General features: G+C 39.0%; 16 protein-coding genes. 6 read left to right on the top strand and 10 right to left on the bottom strand.

The features are described 5' to 3' along the window. Nucleotides 1-51 precede the first annotated feature (51 nt). Entirely contained in the window at nucleotides 52-1,509 is a 1,458-nt protein-coding gene (locus tag GJV03_RS00630) for a wax ester/triacylglycerol synthase family O-acyltransferase (RefSeq protein ID WP_154129228.1), read from the bottom strand. A 405-nt stretch (nucleotides 1,510-1,914) separates the two neighbouring features. Further along, nucleotides 1,915-2,649 carry a phosphoadenylyl-sulfate reductase gene (locus GJV03_RS00625; RefSeq protein WP_154129227.1) on the bottom strand — a complete coding sequence of 245 codons (735 nt, stop codon included), beginning with the start codon at nucleotides 2,647-2,649 and terminating at the stop codon, nucleotides 1,915-1,917. 321 nt (nucleotides 2,650-2,970) lie between these two features. On the opposite strand from GJV03_RS00625, the gene thrH reads away from it, so the two are divergent. Next, nucleotides 2,971-3,588, top strand: a complete 618-nt coding sequence (thrH, locus tag GJV03_RS00620) for a bifunctional phosphoserine phosphatase/homoserine phosphotransferase ThrH (RefSeq protein WP_004717409.1) — start codon at nucleotides 2,971-2,973, stop codon at nucleotides 3,586-3,588. A gap of 63 nt (nucleotides 3,589-3,651) precedes the next feature. On the opposite strand, the gene GJV03_RS00615 is transcribed toward thrH, so the two are convergent. Beyond that, nucleotides 3,652-4,857, bottom strand: coding sequence for an MFS transporter (locus tag GJV03_RS00615; RefSeq protein ID WP_216070491.1), 1,206 nt, complete (start codon nucleotides 4,855-4,857; stop codon nucleotides 3,652-3,654). 152 nt (nucleotides 4,858-5,009) lie between these two features. Here GJV03_RS00615 and GJV03_RS00610 point away from each other — a divergent pair, with 152 nt between their 5' ends. Further along, entirely contained in the window at nucleotides 5,010-5,603 is a 594-nt protein-coding gene (locus GJV03_RS00610; protein ID WP_056518069.1) for a TetR/AcrR family transcriptional regulator, read from the top strand. 35 nt (nucleotides 5,604-5,638) lie between these two features. On the opposite strand, the gene GJV03_RS00605 is transcribed toward GJV03_RS00610, so the two are convergent. Continuing rightward, nucleotides 5,639-6,250, bottom strand: coding sequence for an arylesterase (locus GJV03_RS00605; RefSeq protein WP_252720664.1), 612 nt, complete (start codon nucleotides 6,248-6,250; stop codon nucleotides 5,639-5,641). A 48-nt stretch (nucleotides 6,251-6,298) separates the two neighbouring features. Here GJV03_RS00605 and GJV03_RS00600 point away from each other — a divergent pair, with 48 nt between their 5' ends. Further along, nucleotides 6,299-7,048 carry an ABC transporter ATP-binding protein gene (locus GJV03_RS00600; RefSeq protein ID WP_035372018.1) on the top strand — a complete coding sequence of 250 codons (750 nt, stop codon included), beginning with the start codon at nucleotides 6,299-6,301 and terminating at the stop codon, nucleotides 7,046-7,048. After that, on the top strand, nucleotides 7,048-9,657 hold the full coding sequence (locus tag GJV03_RS00595) for an FtsX-like permease family protein (RefSeq protein WP_154129226.1): 2,610 nt from the start codon (nucleotides 7,048-7,050) through the stop codon (nucleotides 9,655-9,657). The genes GJV03_RS00600 and GJV03_RS00595 overlap by 1 nt, the downstream gene beginning before the upstream one ends. Nucleotides 9,658-9,834: 177 nt before the next feature. On the opposite strand, the gene GJV03_RS00590 is transcribed toward GJV03_RS00595, so the two are convergent. Beyond that, the gene (locus GJV03_RS00590; protein WP_151957616.1) at nucleotides 9,835-10,644 is read right to left on the bottom strand and encodes a rhomboid family intramembrane serine protease; all 810 of its coding nucleotides are present in this window, start codon (nucleotides 10,642-10,644) and stop codon (nucleotides 9,835-9,837) included. Between the two features lie 73 nt (nucleotides 10,645-10,717). Here GJV03_RS00590 and mtgA point away from each other — a divergent pair, with 73 nt between their 5' ends. Continuing rightward, nucleotides 10,718-11,392 carry a monofunctional biosynthetic peptidoglycan transglycosylase gene (gene mtgA, locus GJV03_RS00585; protein WP_004717400.1) on the top strand — a complete coding sequence of 225 codons (675 nt, stop codon included), beginning with the start codon at nucleotides 10,718-10,720 and terminating at the stop codon, nucleotides 11,390-11,392. Between the two features lie 131 nt (nucleotides 11,393-11,523). Beyond that, the gene (gene ppk1, locus GJV03_RS00580; RefSeq protein ID WP_056518076.1) at nucleotides 11,524-13,608 is read left to right on the top strand and encodes a polyphosphate kinase 1; all 2,085 of its coding nucleotides are present in this window, start codon (nucleotides 11,524-11,526) and stop codon (nucleotides 13,606-13,608) included. A gap of 161 nt (nucleotides 13,609-13,769) precedes the next feature. Here the strand turns inward: ppk1 and GJV03_RS00575 are convergent, their stop codons facing one another. The 5 genes from GJV03_RS00575 to rubA form a co-directional block, all read right to left on the bottom strand. After that, nucleotides 13,770-14,984, bottom strand: coding sequence for a TCR/Tet family MFS transporter (locus GJV03_RS00575; protein ID WP_154129225.1), 1,215 nt, complete (start codon nucleotides 14,982-14,984; stop codon nucleotides 13,770-13,772). Between the two features lie 348 nt (nucleotides 14,985-15,332). Continuing rightward, on the bottom strand, nucleotides 15,333-16,238 hold the full coding sequence (gene oxyR, locus GJV03_RS00570) for a LysR family transcriptional regulator OxyR (RefSeq protein ID WP_004717396.1): 906 nt from the start codon (nucleotides 16,236-16,238) through the stop codon (nucleotides 15,333-15,335). A 13-nt stretch (nucleotides 16,239-16,251) separates the two neighbouring features. Beyond that, nucleotides 16,252-17,190 carry an esterase EstB gene (gene estB, locus GJV03_RS00565; protein WP_154129224.1) on the bottom strand — a complete coding sequence of 313 codons (939 nt, stop codon included), beginning with the start codon at nucleotides 17,188-17,190 and terminating at the stop codon, nucleotides 16,252-16,254. Between the two features lie 58 nt (nucleotides 17,191-17,248). Then, nucleotides 17,249-18,439, bottom strand: a complete 1,191-nt coding sequence (locus GJV03_RS00560; RefSeq protein WP_154129223.1) for an FAD-dependent oxidoreductase — start codon at nucleotides 18,437-18,439, stop codon at nucleotides 17,249-17,251. A 105-nt stretch (nucleotides 18,440-18,544) separates the two neighbouring features. Continuing rightward, the gene (gene rubA, locus GJV03_RS00555) at nucleotides 18,545-18,709 is read right to left on the bottom strand and encodes a rubredoxin RubA (RefSeq protein ID WP_004678010.1); all 165 of its coding nucleotides are present in this window, start codon (nucleotides 18,707-18,709) and stop codon (nucleotides 18,545-18,547) included. Between the last annotated feature and the right edge of the window lie 127 nt (nucleotides 18,710-18,836).

The following is an 18,836-nucleotide window of genomic DNA, read 5'->3' as shown; positions in this document are numbered from 1 at the left end:
TTTAAGTTTTTATCTCTAAATCAACACTAAAATCAAAACAATTATAAAATCCTATACTGACTTTCGTGCTGCAACAGATTCCTTCGCTACATCTTGAGTATCCGTTTTTGCCTTGGCTTGAGCGTTTGGCTTTTTGTCGGCAAGTTCTACTGCATTTTTCTCTGCAATAATTTGCTCAAACTTTTGGATTTCATTTTCCAAATGCGTGAGAAGATTCTGCAATTTAGGCAGAGATTTACGGCAACCCGTTAAACCGACTTCTAATTTATCTAAATAACTGGTCATGGTGATATTTAGTGCCTGACCATCCAAAACAATAGAAACAGGGTAGAGGGCGTCTAATTTAGCGCCATTCCAATACAAAGGTTCACGTGGTCCAGGTACATTGGAAATGATTACGTTAAACGCCTGACGTTTTGGCATAAGTCCTGATGCAATATTCACGCCTGCTGCACCAAAAACGAAAGCACTATAATTTAAGATTTGATCAGAGCTCATACGTTTAAAACGATTTTTTGCATTTTGTACACTGCGTTTAATAATGTCTAAGCGCTCTAAAGGACTTTCTTTATGTGTACCTAAATTTGCCAAAATCATGGTGATACGGTTACTCATATCTGAGTCATCATCACGTAATGAGGCTGGAACCATCGCAATCAGTGGTTTTTTCGGTAAAGCTTCTTGTGTGATTAAATAATCACGTAACGCGCCTGCACAAACAGCAAGCACCACATCATTAATCGTAACACCAAGGGCTTTGGAAATATCTCTAAAACGATCAAGTTCAAAAGACTGAGCAGCGAAACGACGTGATGAACTTACCCGTTGATTAAATAAACTACTCGGCGCTTGAAAGCTTGAAACATAATCGGGGTTTTTCCCCATTTCTTTAAATACAGTTTGGAACAGCTCTTGAGTGACCTTAGGTGCTGCTTCAACTTGTCCTTTTAAGGCAGAGAATATTTTTTTAGCTTTATCCAGTTTAGTTTCTTTTAAACGTTTTGCCCGTTTACCTTCGACACACCAAGGCGGAATAATGGTTTTGGAGTCAGCATCTTTTGAAAATGATTTTTCTACCAGACGCATACCAGCCACACCATCAATCATGGCATGGTGGATTTTAAAATACATGGCAAAGCGATTGCCTTCAATCCCTTCAATAATATGACAGGTCCAAAGCGGTTTAGCTCGGTCAATCAACGAACTGTGTTCCTGTGAAATATAAACCAATAACTCACGGATACGTCCCGGATGAGGTAGTGCGATATGACGGAAATGATGATCGATATCAAACTCTTCGTCTTCATCCCAAAACATGCCACTTAAGCGGTTGTTAAAGGGTGGGACAGGAATAGATTTTGAATTACGAATATCTGCAACAAGATCTTGAATGAAGGTAGAAGGCGCATGTTCTGGTATTTCAAATAAGAATAACCCACCAACATGCATGGGTTGTTGACGTTTTTCTAAATTTAAAAAAATAAAATCAATAGGGTGTAATGGGCGCATAGTCTTGGATTGCCTCACTGCAATTTCTACAACAACTCATTTATGAGCTGGTGAATTGTTAGAATTATAGAACCGTGTAACTTGGGTCTGTTGATCATTCGTCCATGTTTACAACGATGTGATGTTAGAAAACATCAGGTACATCGTTACATTTTGTGTTGCCAACAATGCAGCGCTTTGTTGGCATTCTGGGTATAGCTAAAATTTCTCAGTTTGAGTGATGAAACCTGAAAATAGTCTCACTATTTTTTCATGCCTTTGCCTACTCAACTCTAGCCTATAACACAAGCTATAGATGAAATATCAACAAACCTTAGTATAAAACTTTTCTAAGCGTAAAATCCAAGCATTTCGATGAACGTTAAGTTAATAAAAATTCATGAGTTTTAATGAGTTTTCCTGATATTACTTTTTTAAATTGCCTGCGTGTAAGCCACATTCTTTATGTGTTGCTTCTTCCCACCACCAGCGACCTTCGCGTTCATGTTGATTTGGCAATACTGGACGGGTACATGGTTCGCAGCCAATTGAGATAAAGCCTTTTTCATGTAATGGATTATAAGGAATCTCCATCATACGAATATAGTTCCATACATCCGCACTTGACCAATTGGCCAATGGGTTATATTTAATCAGTTGTTTGCCTTCACCAGAAAAACCGCTATCCGCTTGAATGACTGGAATTTCCGTACGTGTACCTGGACTTTGATCTTTGCGTTGCCCAGTAATCCAACCATCTAAAGTGGCTAATTTTTTACGTAGTGGCTGAACTTTTCGGATACCACAGCATTCTTTATGGTCATCTTGATAGAAGCTAAATAAACCTTTTTCATTGACCAACTGTTGAACGGCATTGGCTTCTGGAAAGCAAATCTCAATTTTAATCCCATAGTGCTTACGTACGGTTTCAAGAAATTGGTAGGTTTCAGGGTGTAAACGACCTGTATCTAAACTAAAAACACGAAATGGTTTACCTAAATTGTGTGCCATATCGATAAGAACAACATCTTCTGCGCCAGAAAATGAAATTGCAATTTCACCTTGCTGAGAAAGCGCAAGTTCTAAAATTTCAGAAGGTGATTTGTCGGCATACTCAGTCGCAAGTGCGTCCACAAGATCTATGGTTGGAATGGCGGTCATATCTGCTCCTGGCAGTTAGCTTGAAGCTACAATTTTCGTAAACATGTTCAAAAGATATTTGAATTTAAGCATTTTGGCAAAAATTAGGTCAATTCAACTTATGTGAATTGCTGCTTTTGACGATCCAGATATTTTAAAGTAAATGAAATATGCTACTTAGCAGATTAATTAAAATGCTTATGAATAAAACAGATTTGTAAATATTCACAAGTCTTATGCATAACCAAATGAAATGGGTTTGCTGTAAAAACTTTCAGCATTCTTTTTAAACTTTAGTGCTATGATAAGCCCAAAATTTTTAACTGACATTTGGGAGAACCCATGGAAATCGTATGTCTTGATCTTGAGGGTGTATTGGTACCAGAAATCTGGATCAATTTTGCTAAAAAAACAGGAATCAAAGAATTAGAAGCAACAACTCGTGATATTCCTGACTACGATGTGTTGATGACTCAACGCTTAAATATTCTTAAACAGCATGGTTTAGGTTTAAATGACATTCAAGCTGTGATTGCAGACATGGGGCCATTTCCGGGTGCAAAAGAGTTTGTAGAATGGTTACGTACCCATTTTCAGTTGATTATTCTTTCAGATACATTTTATGAGTTTGCACATCCGTTGATGCAACAGTTAGGTTGGCCAACCATTTTCTGTCATAAATTAGAAACTGATGAAAATGGTATGATCACTGCGTATAAGTTGCGCCAACCTGATCAAAAACGTGAAGCTGTAAAAGCCTTACATGGTCTAAATTACCGTGTGATCGCAGCAGGCGATTCGTATAACGATACAACCATGTTGGGTGAAGCTGATCATGGTTTCTTATTTGACGCGCCTGAAAATGTGATTCGTGAATTTCCACAGTTCCCGCCAATTCATGGTTATGACGCGCTTAAAGAAGCAATTCGTAAAGCATCTATTCGTGATATTCCAGCTTAATCTAAGATTTAAATCCAAAGGCGCTCAATGCGCCTTTTGTTTTGCTTTGATTTTTAACACACTTTAGTGGATGTTCTGTTTATTTTTAAACGCAAAAACAAACGCCAAGCTGGCCAACAAGATAATCATACAAATATAGACATCTGCAGTAAAAATTAAGCCCACTTTATTGACAAAGTATCCAGCAATAATCGCAGGTATACTAAAGGCCAAATAGCTTTCAACAAAAAATGCGGCCATTAAACCTGCACGTTGTTCAGGTAAAGCTAAGGGCATAACAGCACGAATTGCACCCATAAAACCTGTACCAAAGCCAATCCCAGTCACCACAGCACCAATAAACAATAAGATCGGTTGCACCAGATGAATGCCAAGTAAAATAACACTTGAGCCCAAGACAATCGTAATTGCAGCAGTGACTAAAATTTTAAATGTTGGCGCATTGCGCAGGGTTAAAATCCCAACAGCCCCTGAAACTGATAGGGTAATAAACATCATGCCATTCAACCATGCCGATTGCACATGGAAAGCTTGAGCCAGCAATGAAGGCATTAACGAGAGGAAGAACCCACTGACCATCCATAACGAGATATTAATTGGACTTACGATTAAGAGGGCTTTTCGGGTTTGTACTGGAACAGTCAGTTGCGGTTTTAATGATGCCAAAGCACCCACACGTTTAGTTGCGGTTTCAGGACTAAAAATTGCGATAAAGCTGGTAGATACAAACAGAAAGATGAGTATTTCAAAAATCAGTGTCAATGGAACAGTCGAAAACTCTAAAACAATGCAGGTCATCAGCATACCCGCAGCCATACCAAGCATTGGTGAAATACTATTAATTAAGGAACCCTGTGTTTTACTCAGATCAAGCAAAGCTGCTCCAAACGTAGATGCGGCTAAAGCTGTGGCAATACCTTGCAAACCTCGTGCGATAAACAGCATTTCGATATTGGATGCAAACAAGAAAAAGCCCATGGACAGAATTTCTAAAATCAAAGCCACAAAAATAACCGGCTTACGTCCAATATAATCAGACAATGATCCTGCCACCAATAAGGTTAATAGCAATGCAAACGCATAGGTGGCAAAGATAAGCGTTAATAAAACAGGAGAAAAATTAAAGTGTTGTTGATACAAGCGATATAACGGTGTTGGTGCGCTTGAGGCTGCCAAAAAGGCCATTAGGGTAAAAGTATGTGTGTACAGTGCAGCATTATGGCTTAATTTATAGGAAGTCACTTGACGATTAAAATTAGAGTTGCGCATAATCAACATGTACATAAAAGCTATTAATTAGCTTTTATACCGTATTTTGGATTAAACACAAAGGTTTAGCTAAGATGATTTTTGATTAAAGCTGTTCTTCAATCATTAACCCATTGATAGATTTTCATTTATAGATTTGTAGTGATTTGCTGATGACGAAAGTGATTACAGGTTTGCGTCCCGGTGGACGCAGTGCACGAATACAAGCCGCAGTTCATAATGCGGTGCAAACATTACAGCAGAATGTAGCTGTGGCAGATTTGACGATTCCGATGATTGCTGAATATGCAGGAGTCACCCCCTCTACGATCTATCGACGGTGGGGAGATTTATCTCAACTGCTTGCAGATGTTGCCTTTAATATTTTACATCCAGACAGTGTACCTGCGGATCTTGGTAGTTTTAAGCAAGACTTATATGCATGGATGGAGCAATATTTTGAGGAATATGCCTCACCCGTTGGGCGTACAATCTTAAGCGATATTGTGGCGGAAAATGATTCGCCAACCTCTGGTAAGTGTTATGACTTTTTGATTCAACAGTTAGACATTATTCAGCAACGTGCCCAGCAAAGAAATGAAACAAGCATCGATAATCAACTGATTATTGAAATTGTGATTGCACCCATGTTGCATCGGATTCTATTTACCGAACAAGAATCGAGTTTGGACTATATTCACCATTTATTAGCACGTTTGTTTAATTTTGCGGATGTCTTTAAAAACACGACATCCGATTTTGAGTAGTAAACAGGTGCAATCATTTCGGCTTTGAGAAAAACTTAAAGCGCGCCTCGAATCAATGGATAGACATTATCTAGCAGAATTTTCTGTGCCGTTGCATTGGGGTGGATTAAGTCTTTTTGCATCAAACTTTTATTGCCTGCAATTCCATTCATAAAAAACGGATGCATTTTAACTTTGTATTGTTGGCTTAGGGTTTGGTAGTTTTTCTCAAAAGCTTGGCTATAAGCTGCACCATAATTCGGTGGAATTTTCATTCCCAATAAAATGACCGTGGCTTGGCTTTTCTGGCTTTGTTGAATTAATTGCGCAAGATTTTTCTGAATCATTTGTGGCGGTTGACCACGTAAACCATCATTGCCACCCAACTCAATCACCACGATATCAGGTTTATGATTTTGTAAAAGTTTTGGAAAACGCGCCAACGCACCACTGGTGGTTTCACCACTTACACTGGCATTGACCACATTATGTTGTTTAGGAAATTGTTGGTTTAAGCGTTGCTGTAGCAAGAAAACCCAGCCTTGTTGTGGGCTAATACCATAACCCGCACTTAAGCTATCACCTAAAATCATGATCGTTTTTGCAAAACTACTAACGGGCAACAGACAGATTATGCTAAAAAATAAACAATGAATTAGGTTTTTCATCATTTTCAAATTTAACAATTTTTTGATTTGCATATAAGGTACTTTATGATGTCTAAGGTTCAGGATGATTCAACTTCTCCCATCATGCCACAAGTGATAATTTCTGCACAGCAACTTACACAAAAGATAGAATTACCTCATCAAACGCTTACAATTTTTGAAAATCTAAATCTTAATATTTATACAGGTGAACAGGTCGCGATTACTGGACGTTCTGGTTCAGGAAAATCAACTTTATTGGGTATCCTTGCTACTCTCGATCAAGCCAGTGCAGGTCAACTCAGTGTTTGTGGTGAATCAATTGAGCATTTAAATGAAGAACAACGTGCATTGATTCGACTTCAATATATTGGTTTTGTATTTCAATCTTTCCAGTTGCTCCCACATCTTTCTGCCTTAGAAAATGTGATGTTACCATTACGTTTACAGAAGAATTTTAATTATGCACACGCAGAACAAAAATCTTTAAGTTTATTGGCCAAAGTTGGTTTAGAACGACAAAGCCAACAAACACCGAAAGTATTGTCTGGTGGGGAGCAACAACGGGTTGCCATTGCACGAGCTTTAATTTCTGACCCCAAAATTATTTTTGCTGACGAACCTACAGGCAATTTAGATGAACATACTGCATTTGAAATTGAACAACTCTTATTTGATTTAAATAAAGAACTCGGTACAACTTTAGTGCTTGTCACTCACGATTCGCAATTGGCAGCACAGTGCCAACGTCATTATGAATTAAAAGATGGTCAATTGATTGAACATGCTCAAACGCCTCAATCGAATGAGGTGGTGTAATGTTGACCTTGTTTAACCCCTTATTTAGGCAAAGTTTTGCCAGTTCAGGCATATATTTGCTGATTATTGCATTGAGTTTAGCCATTAGTGCGACTACTGCATTAAAGTTTAGCAATGATCAAGTCAAACAAGCAGTGACCTTACAAGCTGCCAAAATGCAAGCTGCAGATTTACAACTTAGTGATACAGATCCAATTGACCAACAATGGATCAAACAGGCTGATGATTTAAAATTAAAACAGTCCCATGTCACCATTTTTGGTTCAATGGCCTCTACACAGGATCAGTTTGTTATGGTCAATGTGAAAGCCATTGACACAGCATTTCCCTTACGTGGTGAATTAAGGATTGCGCCAAAACAAGCCTTACAAAGTGGCGGGGTTTGGCTAAGCAAACGCGCACAAGAATTATTAAAATTAAACCTAGGCGATAGCGTTCAAATTGCCAATGGTCAGTTTAAAGTTACTGGCATCATTGAACATGATTCAAATCAAGAATTAGGCTTTTCTGCCTTTTCGCCAACCGTGATTATCTCTCAAGCAGATGTTGCAAAAACGGGTGCAATTCAAGTTGGAAGTCGGATTGAATATCGTTTGTTGATGGCAGGGGATGCGGAGTCGATTGCAACATATCAGCAATTTTTTAAGACATTTAAAGCGCAAGAAAAGCAAAATGTGAATCCAAAGATTGCACAAAATTCGGATGCAGATTCAGCTTTAAGTGCATCAAGTGCCAATACATTGACTGAAAACACATTGACTGAAAAGCAGCCAACAACACACTCACAAACAGATCAATCCATACAAGATCAACAAAATGCGGATAATGAATTAGATGCACAAAGTAATTTAAGACTACGTAATGCAGATGAGGGCAATTCACGCTTACTTAAACCGATTGAAAACCTCGATACTTTCTTACAATTGGCCAATATTCTGACGATTCTTTTATGTGGTTTAGCCATCGCTTTAACCAGTCAGCGTTACGTACAGCAGAACCAAGATCATATTGCACTGATGCGTTGTATGGGGGCAACGAAACGGCAGATTTTTCAAACCTATCTCGGGTTGCTGAGTGTTGTTATTTTAATCGCCATTGTCATTGGCAGTATTTTAGGACTGATTTTAGGTTATTCATTGTTGCAATTGATGTTGCAGATGATTCCGAACCTAGAGTTGCAATTTTCAATGTTGCAGATGCTGGTTGGTCCTTTGCCTATTGCAATTTTTACCAGTGCAATTGTATTGATTGGATTTATTTTACCGAGCTTGTGGCAACTGTTAAATACACCGCCTATTCGGGTGATACGCCAACAAGAAAAGTCGGCACGTTCAATGTTGTGGATGATGGCTACAGGTTTAGTGAGCTTGATTATTTTTAGTTTAGTCTTGACCGAAAATCTGATACTTACTGCGTTGGTAATGGGTGCAGTCATTGTGTTAACAGCTTTGTTATATGCAGTGGTTTGGATGATTTTAAAGACTTTAAAATCAATGAAAAATAGGCTCTCAGCCTATATCCGAACCCCTTCGCAAACCGCATTGCAAATTACCGCTTTGGCATTGGGTTTAAGTCTGATCACGGTACTTGCTGTATTGAGAACTGATTTATTAGAGCGTTGGCAGCAACAATTGCCTGAAGGAACGCCTAACCAGTTTATTTATGGTCTACCACCATTTGAACTGGATGCTTTTAAACAACAATTGGCACAGCAACACTGGAAAAGCACACCGTTATATCCCAATGTAAAAGGGCGCTTATTGGCAAAAAATGGCCAAGCTTTTCCTGCCCAATTGGTGAAAACCAATAATTCTTTACGTCGTGAGTTAAATCTCACCCAAGCAGATCATTATCCACAAGACAATATTATTGTTGCTGGAGATGCCCAATTAACTCAAATTGGGCAGGTGTCTGTAGAGGCCAAATTGGCTGAAGAATTGGGTATTAAAATTGGCGATCGTTTAACCTTTAGTTTGCCTGAGGGAAATTTGGACGCGCGAGTAGTGAATTTGCGTTCCGTGGAATGGCAAAGCTTTAGTCCAAACTTTTTCTTTATTTTTACCCCAAAGACGTTGGATGAAAACGCAGGCAGCTACTTAGGGAGTTTTTATGTGCCGCCGAGTGAAAAAATCAAGATGGTTAATCTGATTCAACAATTTTCCAATACGGTCTTTATTGACGTCTCTTTAATTTTTGATGAAATTAAAAACTTGGTTTCTGTGTTGGTTAAAATCATTACGGTTTTGGCAGTATTGGTAAGTTTATCTGGCTTTTTGGTACTGATTGCCTGTATCAATTTGCTGATGGATGAACGTAAAAAAGAAGTGGCATTGCTACGCTCTTTTGGTAGTTCAAAGCGCCAGTTAAAAAATATGATGAGTTTTGAAATCGGCTTTATTGGATTATTGGCGGGAATCGTTTCCTGTTTCTTTGCAGAGGTGATTAGTGCCGTTGCCAGTTATCGTATGGAAATGGTGATGCAATTACATTGGGAAATTTGGCTGATTTTACCAATTTCGATGGCAGTGTTGTGTGCATTGGTTGGGCGTTACCGATTGAGCTATTTATCTGAAATTCCACCATTGCAAAGTCTACGAGAGTTGAATTAAACCGCTTTGTTTAAGTGGTTTTATCTGGCTGTTTAATTTCAGTTGAGTCTTTAAAAGACTGCCCAGTGAAGACAGTAAATTAAAAAATGGCGACCTATAGGCCGCCATTTTTTATGCTTCTTGAATTGAGTGTACTCTGCAATGTTTTATTACGGCATAGACAAGCTATTTTAGAGATTAAAAGTTTAATTGCTCACGCATTTGTGCAATGGTTTGTTGCCAAAGTGGGCTAAGTGGTCCAACGAGATGCTGGCAATAGAGATAAACGCCATAGGTTGCTGCAATCCCTAAAAACACAATGATAATATTGGCAGCTTTACCCATTTTGGCACGTTGTGTTGCATACCAAGCCAAAGCCATGACCGCACCCATTAACATCCCACCGATATGGGCAGCATTGTTAATTCCAGAGGCTAAAAAGCCAAAAGCTAAGTTGATCGCAAGTACGGTTAAAAGTGATCTTTTATCTAAAATGAATCTTTGATTCGGGGTAGGTGGGAACAACGATAGTAGTGTCAGTGCACCACCAAGTCCCATTACAGCACCCGATGCACCTGCAGATACATGAGGAAAGAGTTTTTGATCAAAATTTTGCAGCAGTTCGTAGCTATTTCGAATATCCAAATAACCACTTAATAAACTTCCCATGAGTCCAGCAAGGATATAAAGTCCAAGGAAATAAAACTTTCCTAAAGTTTTTTCAGCAACATCACCAAAAATATACAGTGCCCACATATTCATCATTAGATGCAGGATACCGAAGTGAAAAAACATACTGCTGAATAAGCGATATGGTTCCTCTAAGAAGGTTAAAGGTGCATAATCAGCACCCCAACGCAACGCGTCCAATGTTGTCGGGTCAGTAATATTGACACCTGATAAGACTTGGATGGCAAATAAACCGACATTGATGACAATCAGCAATAAGGTTATTTTACCAATAGAATTGGGTTGGCTATAAGTTGAAAGATCTTGATATTTAGACATGCTATTGCTTAGCTTTTTATAGATAGATTCAGCTTAACATGAAACGTCAGAATTTTCGGAGTAAGCAGCTGACATGAAAGCTTTTATTGTTCGTGCTTTGTTAATTGTGGTCAGTATTTTGATCATGATTCAGCTATGGATTTTCTCAAGTTTAATTTATTGGCGTACTCATGATGTAGAAACCACCATGTTTATGCGTTGGACATATCTGTCTGATTTTGAGCCGATTCAACATCAATGGCGCGACTATGACAAGATCAGTGATAACTTTAAACATGCAATTGTCGCAGCTGAAGATGCCAAATTTCTCGATCATCATGGTTTCGACTGGGATGGTATTGAAAATGCACTACAACGTAATCTTAAAAAAGACAAAGTAGTCGCCGGTGGTTCAACGATCTCTCAACAATTGGCTAAAAATTTATTCTTCTATAATCGTCGCTCATTTATTCGCAAAGGTCAGGAAGCGATTGCCACCACCATGATGGAGCGGATGTGGACTAAACAGCGCATTTTAGAAGTCTATATGAACTCTGTTGAATTTGGTGATCATATCTATGGTGTTGAAGCTGCATCACAACATTACTTTTCTAAGAGCGCGGCAAGTTTAAGTCGTGAACAGGCCGCATTTTTAGCAGTGATTTTAACCAATCCGAAGTATTATCAAAAAAATCGTGATGATTCTAAGCTTCAATACCGTAAGCGTTTGGTTTTGAAGTATATGCGTTATACCCGTATTCCAGATTGACACTAAATAAATGAATTTAAAAAAGCACAAATTGATGTGCTTTTTTTATGAAGCGATGCTTTTTTTATGAAATTGTCACAAATTTGAAGCATACTAGAATTAAGACATTTTTTTTGATGCAGGTTTATTGCATGAATACCGCAGTGACGACAACAACGCCTACAGAATATTCTTATAATGAACGATATATAAATCGTGAGCTTTCAATTTTAGATTTCCATTTACGTGTTTTAGAGCAAGCCGTTGATCCTTTACACCCCTTGCTTGAACGTATGAATTTCTTGTTGATCTTTTCTCGTAATATGGATGAATTTTTTGAAATCCGTGTTGCAGGAATGATGGAGCAATTAACTTTAGGGAATGAAAGTCGTTCACCAGATGGTTTGACGCCAAAACAAGTTTTAGACCAAATCTCTAAAACTGCACATGAAGCGATTGAGCGTCAGTACCGTATCCTCAATGAGGAAATTTTTCCTAAGTTACGTGAAGAAGACATTTGTTTTTTACGTCGTGGCGAGTTAACGCCTGCACAATCTGTGTGGATTAAAAAATATTTCCAAGAACAAGTTGCACCAGTACTTACCCCAATTAGCCTTGATCCTGCACATCCATTCCCACGACTGGTCAATAAAAGCTTAAACTTTATTGTGACTCTAGAAGGGAAAGACGCATTTGGTCGACAAATTGATTTAGCTGTTGTACCAGCACCACGTTCGCTTCCTCGTGTAGTGCGTTTACCTGATGAGCTTACAGGCGGTAAAGAACATTTTGTGATGTTGTCTGCGATTATTCATGAGCATGTATCGGATTTGTTCCCTGGGATGACAGCTACAGGTTGTTATCAGTTCCGTGTCACACGTAATGCGGATTTGGCGCTGAATGAAGATGTAGAAGACTTAGCCAAAGCATTGAAAGGCGAATTGAGTTCACGTCGTTTTGGCCGTGCAGTACGTTTAGAAGTGACAGAAAACTGTCCAAAGCATATTTATGAATATTTGCTTGAAGAATTTGATCTAGAACAAGAACAACTTTATAAAGTGGATGGGCCAGTAAATCTGGCACGTCTTGTGTCAAATTTTAAACGTCCACATATGCGTTATGATTCGCATGTACCCGCGATTCCAAAAGTATTGAAAAAGTCTGAAAATATTTTTTCAGCAATGCAAAAACAAGACATTCTCTTACACCATCCATTTGAATCATTTGCACCAGTTATTAACTTGTTGCGTGAAGCTGCACGTGATCCCCAAGTGCTAGCGATCAAACAAACCTTATATCGTAGTGGTGCTGACTCTGAAATTGTTCAGGTACTTGCAGAAGCGGCACGTAATGGTAAAGAAGTCACTGCTGTGATTGAGTTACGGGCGCGTTTTGATGAAGAATCGAATATCGCCGTTGCCAATGTATTACAAGAAGCAGGCGCTGTTGTAGTTTATGGCATCGTGGGCTATAAAACGCATGCCAAAATGATCTTGGTGGTACGCCGTGAAAATAATAAGTTAGTACGTTATGTGCATTTGGGTACGGGTAACTACCATGCAACAAATGCTCGTATCTATACTGATTATGGTTTGCTCACTACAGATAAAGAGCTCTGCGAAGATGTACATCGTATTTTCCAAGAATTGACTGGTATGGGGAAAATGGCAAAGTTGAAAAAACTGTTACATGCGCCGTTTACTCTACATGCTCAGTTAATTGCTTTTATTGATGATGAAATTGCCAATGCCAAAGCGGGCAAGCCTGCACAAATTATTGTTAAAGTTAACGCGTTAACTGAAGTCCAATTGATCAATAAATTATATGAAGCTTCGCAAGCAGGGGTACAAATTGATCTGATTATTCGCTCAATTTGCTGTTTACGTCCTGGGTTACCAAATCTGTCTGAAAATATTCGAGTTCGTTCAATTGTCGGGCGTTTCTTAGAACATACCCGTGTTTATTATTTCGGAAATAATGGCAATCCACGTATTTACTGTTCAAGTGCAGACTGGATGGATCGTAATTTATTTAATCGTGTAGAAGTGTGTTTCCCGATCGAAGATCCAGCATTAAAAAAACGCATTTATCAGCAAGGTTTAGTCAATTACTTAAAAGACAATATCCGCGCTTGGCTGTTGCAAGGCGATGGGACTTGGACTCGTGTGAAACCTAAAGAAGGCGAGGCAATTTACAATGCTCAACAAAATTTGCTTGAGCACTTTGTAAATGGTTAAACCAAGATAATTTGATTATCTTAAGCCCGATTAAAATTAATCGGGCTTTTTTGTATCAGTCAATCGGATTTTAATGAAATTGAATGACTTGGTTATTTTAGATTTAAGCTTTTTTAAATCAGCAATCAACGCTTTTAATAAAGCATTGACGTTCTTAAATACTAGGATGATTTAAACTGTTGTGGTTTTAAACTCGATAAAACAGCAGGTAATGTAATTAAATAAATCATCGCGACAACCAACCATATAGCGCCAGTCCATCGTGTTTGGAAATGAAAATAAAGTGTAGAAAACAACAATGGGGCAATAATCGAGGCCAGACTGATGGTTGATGCGATAACACCTTGAAACTGTCCTTGCTGCGCAGCTGGGATTTTTTGTGAAACAACAGCTTGTAGTGCAGGAGTGCCGATACTTCCTAGGGCAAAGATCGGCATGATTGCAAAAATGATCCAAGCGTGTTGGGTAAAAGCCATGATGATTAATGCCATACATATACATGCCAGACCGATCAGCACGGTATTTCTTTCACCAAAATATCGGACGGCATGTTGCGGTATAAATGACTGAACCAGTACTTGGCATAAACCAAAAGTGCCTAAAGAAAGACCAACCCAAAATGTATTCCATTTAAAGGTATCGTGTCCCCAAAGTGCCCAGCAGACACCATAAGCTTCACCGCAGGCGCTAAACAGAAAAAATATCAGCAAAATCGGTAATATACCTTTTTGAGCAAGGATAAAACCAAAACTTTTCAAGGGATTTATTTTTAAACTCGAACGTTGCGAAATAGAAGCTTGAGGGGGGGCTAGGAGTGGATTGTTGCTTCGGGATTCAGGGAGTAGCCAGAATGCGATAAGCAAGTTAACGGTTGTTAAAATTACCGCAACGAAAAAAGGTAGCCGTAACCAATACCCGCCCAATAATCCACCGAGTATAGGACCGATAATAAATCCAATACCAAACATGGCACTCATTAAACCGAAGTATTTTGCTCGATTTTCTTCTGACGTGGTATCAACGATATAGGCTGAAGCCACGGGCATATTGGCACTACTTATTCCAGCAATGATCCGTCCAATGAACAGCAAGCTAAGAGAGGATGAGCAAGCAAGAAACAAATAGTTGATTGCAGAACCCGCAAGTGAAATCAGCAGAACAGGTCTTCGACCGATACGGTCACTCAAAGCACCTAAGATCGGGGAGAAAATAAATTGCATAAGCGCATACAGGCTTAGGAAAACCCCCATTAACAAGGCAACATTATGCTGATGGCTCAGGTCTTTCAGTAGTGAGGGAAGCAGAGGGAATACGATGCCAATGCCAATTGCATCTAAGACAATCGTTGAAAAAATAATATATAAAGGTCGGTTCATACGCGTCCTATCGAAAATTCAGGCACAGAAAACTGTGGAAACCTGTTAACGATGCTTGAAAGATTCAAGCCCTGTGGAACGCTGACCAATGCGAAGAATTGGATATGTGTCGACGAGATGGATGCATGCTTTTAAAAAACAAGCTGAGGATAGGTCGATTTTTCGCGATTTTTATCGTAACAATACATACAAAAATAAGCGAGTATTTTGTACTGCTCAAATATTATCATTCTTGATCTAGTAAAAACAAGATCGTTGTAATTTTGCTTATGCTGATGTGATCTATAGTCTTTTTAGACATTTCAATAAAAAAGGAGTCAATCATGACTCCTTTTTAGTATCGGAAAATTAACGTAAATTTGGCGTGATTTTTTGAAGAATTTGTACCAACACATCAAATTCACTTTGTAGCGGTGTACTTTTACGTGTAACTAAAGCCAAAGTGCGTGATGGTGCATTCTCAATAGGTTTAACCACAATCTGATCATTGTTTTTCAGCATATGTGCATGAATTGCAATCTCAGGAAGCAGTGTATAGCCTAAGTTTGAACTGACCATTTCCACTAAAGTTGGCAATGAGCTCGCTTTTAAACGGTGATCATTTTTACGCTCACCGATTGGGCAAACACTTAAGGTATGATCACGTAAGCAATGACCTTCTTCAAGGAGCATGAGATGAGAAAGATCTAAATCATCTAAGCTTCTTGCATTCATCGCATTTTGATCTGCTTTATTGCAGACTAAGAATAAATCTTCTTTCGCAATTTCAGCAACTTTCAAACCACGTGTGTCGAATGGTAAAGCCAGCATGATCACATCTAGATTGCCATGCTCAAGTTTTTCAACAATTTTTTCACTTTGTGCTTCATGCAGATGCAACTGAATTTTTGGAAGTTGTTTATGCACTTCTTCCAAAAGCTGCGACAAAATGAAAGGGGCGATGGTTGGAATAATCCCTAAATGCAAATCACCAGTTAACGGTTCACTCATTTCTCGACTTAACCGCATCAAGTCCTGAGCATCGGCGAGTAGAACACGGGCTCGGGCAACAACTTGCTCACCTAGAGGAGTTAAACGTACGTTTTGGCGATCACGTTCTACGAGTACGCCACCCAATAAACGTTCTAACTCCATGATTCCACCAGATAAAGTAGATTGAGTTACAAACGAACGGCGCGCTGCTTCAGTGAAGTGCAGCGTCTCAGACAGTGTCACTAAATATGACAACTGTCTTAGGGATGGTAATGCAGCCATAGTGTCCTAATGCTTATGATTTAAAATGATGTGCAAATAACCCGCTAAGTTGAGGAACAAAATGCGGTGGGATATCATGCCCCATTCCCTCAATTAATTCAAATTTAGCGCCTGAAATTGCTTTAGCAACTGCCTTACCATGACTTGGAGGTAGTAACCGATCTTTAGAGCCATGTAACACTAAAGTTGGCTTTTTGATCTGCTTATCCAATTTAAGTAAGGAACCTGTACATAATATTGCTAAAAACTGTTGAAGTACACCCGCTGGGTGATAACTACGACGATATAATTTACGTGCAGTTTGAATTGCTTCAACTTGGTTGATATAACCAGGTGAACCAATCATATGAAAAACCTTCAAGGAATGATTCACAATTCCTTCTTCATCACGTGATTCAGGTTTACCAATGAGACTAAAGAGTTGTCTTGGAAATGGTGGAGGTAGCAAAGGTTGATTATTACTGGTAAAGAGTAAGCCGACTTTATCAATTTTCTCAGGATATTTTGCAGCTAAAATTTGAGAAATCATACCACCCATTGAAGCACCCAAAATATGTGGTTTTTCAATGCCTAAACGATCAATTAATAATGCAACATCATCCGCCATATCAAATAAGTTATAAGGCGCGCCGTCATTTGGTAAGCCCAAAGCAAAGCGACCCATCAGCTTATAAGAGTTTAAACGTGGACCTTGGTGGCGAATTTTTGAAGATAAGCCAATATCACGATTATCAAAGCGAATCACATGAAAGCCTTGATCAATCAGTGATTTACAAAAAAAATCAGGCCAAAATAACATTTGCGCACCCAAACCCATAATCAACAGAATGGTCGGGTGTTGTGGATTCCCTCCAGTTTCAACATGAAGTTGAATACCATTACCTAAATCGACTTTGGTTTCATTCATGAACGAGGCATAAGGTGAAACTTGAAATTGAAGTGCGCTATTCATTGTTATTTTCCTAAGCAAGGATATTCTTTGATTAAAAAATATCCTTGCTATTAAAACCTTAAACGGATGCAGGAATCAAGTCTGGAACCAGTTTTGTTAATGTTAAACGCTGTTTTCCAGCAGTTGCACCTAACAATACAAAACCACGTAAGGTACCTTCAGCATCTGTTGCTTTAGATAACATCCCATCTTCAAACTCTTCATTCTCCCATGTAACATCTACATCAATTGGAGCAGGAAGTACAGTCAAAGGTGCAGCTGGGGTTTTCACCGCGACTGGCATTGCAGGGTAGTGTACAGTGGTGGTTTGTCCACTCAAGGTTTTGGCTAATGCACGCGCTTGTTGCATGATTGGCATGACAAATGGCAAGAGTGTTCCATTCACTTCGGCACAGTCACCGATGGCAAAAATATCTGCTTGACTGGTTTCGAGCAAGGTATTGGTAATGACACCACGACTAGTGTTGATTTCCGTAGCTTTAGCCAAGGCAATATTAGGTTGTAAGCCAATTGCAGAAAGCACAACATCCGCGAGCAAGGACTGACCACTGGCCAATGAAACGATATAACCACGCTCAGATTTAGAAACTTTTTCTACAGTGGTACCCAAGGCAAATTTAATTCCTGATTGTTCAAGATTGTCTTTAAATGCTTGAGCAACATGATTAGGCAATAAACGCCCTAAAGGTTGTGGTGCTAAGTCGATCACCGTAACCTGATGCCCAGTATTTTGTAAGTCATTGGCAAATTCACAACCAATTAAGCCCGCGCCTAAAATCACCACACGTTTGTTGCCACATTCACCCGTGCTGCAATTGTCTAAAGTTTCACGGAATGCACGATAGTCAATTAGTGAGTTAACCACATGAATATCATCACTCCCATCACCAGCAATCGCTAATCGAATCGGATTTGCGCCCACGGCAAGAATAAGTTTTGAGTAGCCTTGAGTTGAAGGTTGTCCATCTTTTTCAAGGGTTAATTCATGTTTCTCTACATCAATATTTTTAACCCATGTCTCTTTTTCAATCCGCATGTTCAGTTGGGTGCTCATCTTTTCAGCATTGCCTAAACCAATTTGTTCAGGTGCTTTTTTCCCAACCAATGCATTAGATAGGGTAGGTTTTGCATAATTCACCGCATCATCTGCGCAAATCATCACCAATTCCTGTTCGGTGTTTAACTTACGAAATTCTCTTGCAAGGGTATAACCCGCCATGCCAGAACCTATGATGATGATCGGTTGCATATCTTTCTCCATACCTGTTTCAAATTTAGAGGTGAATTGAATAATTTTGTATTGTTGAAAATAAATGTAAAAAAGACCATGTAAACATGGTCTTTACGCAATATCTTAGATTTCTACCATTTCAAAGTCTGCTTTAGAAACACCGCAGTCTGGGCATGTCCAGTCATCAGGAATGTCTTCCCACTTGGTACCTGCTGCGATGCCATCTTGTGGCCAACCTTCTGCTTCGTCATAAATCCAACCACAAACGATGCATTGATATTTCTTCATCTGATTCTCCGATATCTGACAGATGCATTGTTTTTTCTGTCAGTAAAATTCCTTCTGCTGCTTGACTCAAATAATATGCAAATAAAATGTGTACATATTCCTCTAAATTCTTACGCAGTTCTGTATC

Source organism: Acinetobacter sp. RIT698 (assembly GCF_009668065.1).
Taxonomy (GTDB): Bacteria; Pseudomonadota; Gammaproteobacteria; order Pseudomonadales; family Moraxellaceae; genus Acinetobacter; species Acinetobacter guillouiae.
The sequence above is the reverse complement of the archived record's forward strand: the minus strand, read 5'-3'. Positions and strand labels throughout refer to the sequence as shown.

What these genes read in the sequence shown, in the direction of transcription:
- GJV03_RS00630 (WP_154129228.1), bottom strand. Translation starts at nt 1,509, where the DNA reads ATGCGCCCATTACACCCTATTGATTTTATTTTTTTAAATTTAGAAAAA.
- GJV03_RS00625 (WP_154129227.1), bottom strand. Translation starts at nt 2,649, where the DNA reads ATGACCGCCATTCCAACCATAGATCTTGTGGACGCACTTGCGACTGAG.
- thrH (WP_004717409.1), top strand. Translation starts at nt 2,971, where the DNA reads ATGGAAATCGTATGTCTTGATCTTGAGGGTGTATTGGTACCAGAAATC.
- GJV03_RS00615 (WP_216070491.1), bottom strand. Translation starts at nt 4,857, where the DNA reads ATGCGCAACTCTAATTTTAATCGTCAAGTGACTTCCTATAAATTAAGC.
- GJV03_RS00610 (WP_056518069.1), top strand. Translation starts at nt 5,010, where the DNA reads ATGACGAAAGTGATTACAGGTTTGCGTCCCGGTGGACGCAGTGCACGA.
- GJV03_RS00605 (WP_252720664.1), bottom strand. Translation starts at nt 6,250, where the DNA reads ATGAAAAACCTAATTCATTGTTTATTTTTTAGCATAATCTGTCTGTTG.
- GJV03_RS00600 (WP_035372018.1), top strand. Translation starts at nt 6,299, where the DNA reads ATGTCTAAGGTTCAGGATGATTCAACTTCTCCCATCATGCCACAAGTG.
- GJV03_RS00595 (WP_154129226.1), top strand. Translation starts at nt 7,048, where the DNA reads ATGTTGACCTTGTTTAACCCCTTATTTAGGCAAAGTTTTGCCAGTTCA.
- GJV03_RS00590 (WP_151957616.1), bottom strand. Translation starts at nt 10,644, where the DNA reads ATGTCTAAATATCAAGATCTTTCAACTTATAGCCAACCCAATTCTATT.
- mtgA (WP_004717400.1), top strand. Translation starts at nt 10,718, where the DNA reads ATGAAAGCTTTTATTGTTCGTGCTTTGTTAATTGTGGTCAGTATTTTG.
- ppk1 (WP_056518076.1), top strand. Translation starts at nt 11,524, where the DNA reads ATGAATACCGCAGTGACGACAACAACGCCTACAGAATATTCTTATAAT.
- GJV03_RS00575 (WP_154129225.1), bottom strand. Translation starts at nt 14,984, where the DNA reads ATGAACCGACCTTTATATATTATTTTTTCAACGATTGTCTTAGATGCA.
- oxyR (WP_004717396.1), bottom strand. Translation starts at nt 16,238, where the DNA reads ATGGCTGCATTACCATCCCTAAGACAGTTGTCATATTTAGTGACACTG.
- estB (WP_154129224.1), bottom strand. Translation starts at nt 17,190, where the DNA reads ATGAATAGCGCACTTCAATTTCAAGTTTCACCTTATGCCTCGTTCATG.
- GJV03_RS00560 (WP_154129223.1), bottom strand. Translation starts at nt 18,439, where the DNA reads ATGCAACCGATCATCATCATAGGTTCTGGCATGGCGGGTTATACCCTT.
- rubA (WP_004678010.1), bottom strand. Translation starts at nt 18,709, where the DNA reads ATGAAGAAATATCAATGCATCGTTTGTGGTTGGATTTATGACGAAGCA.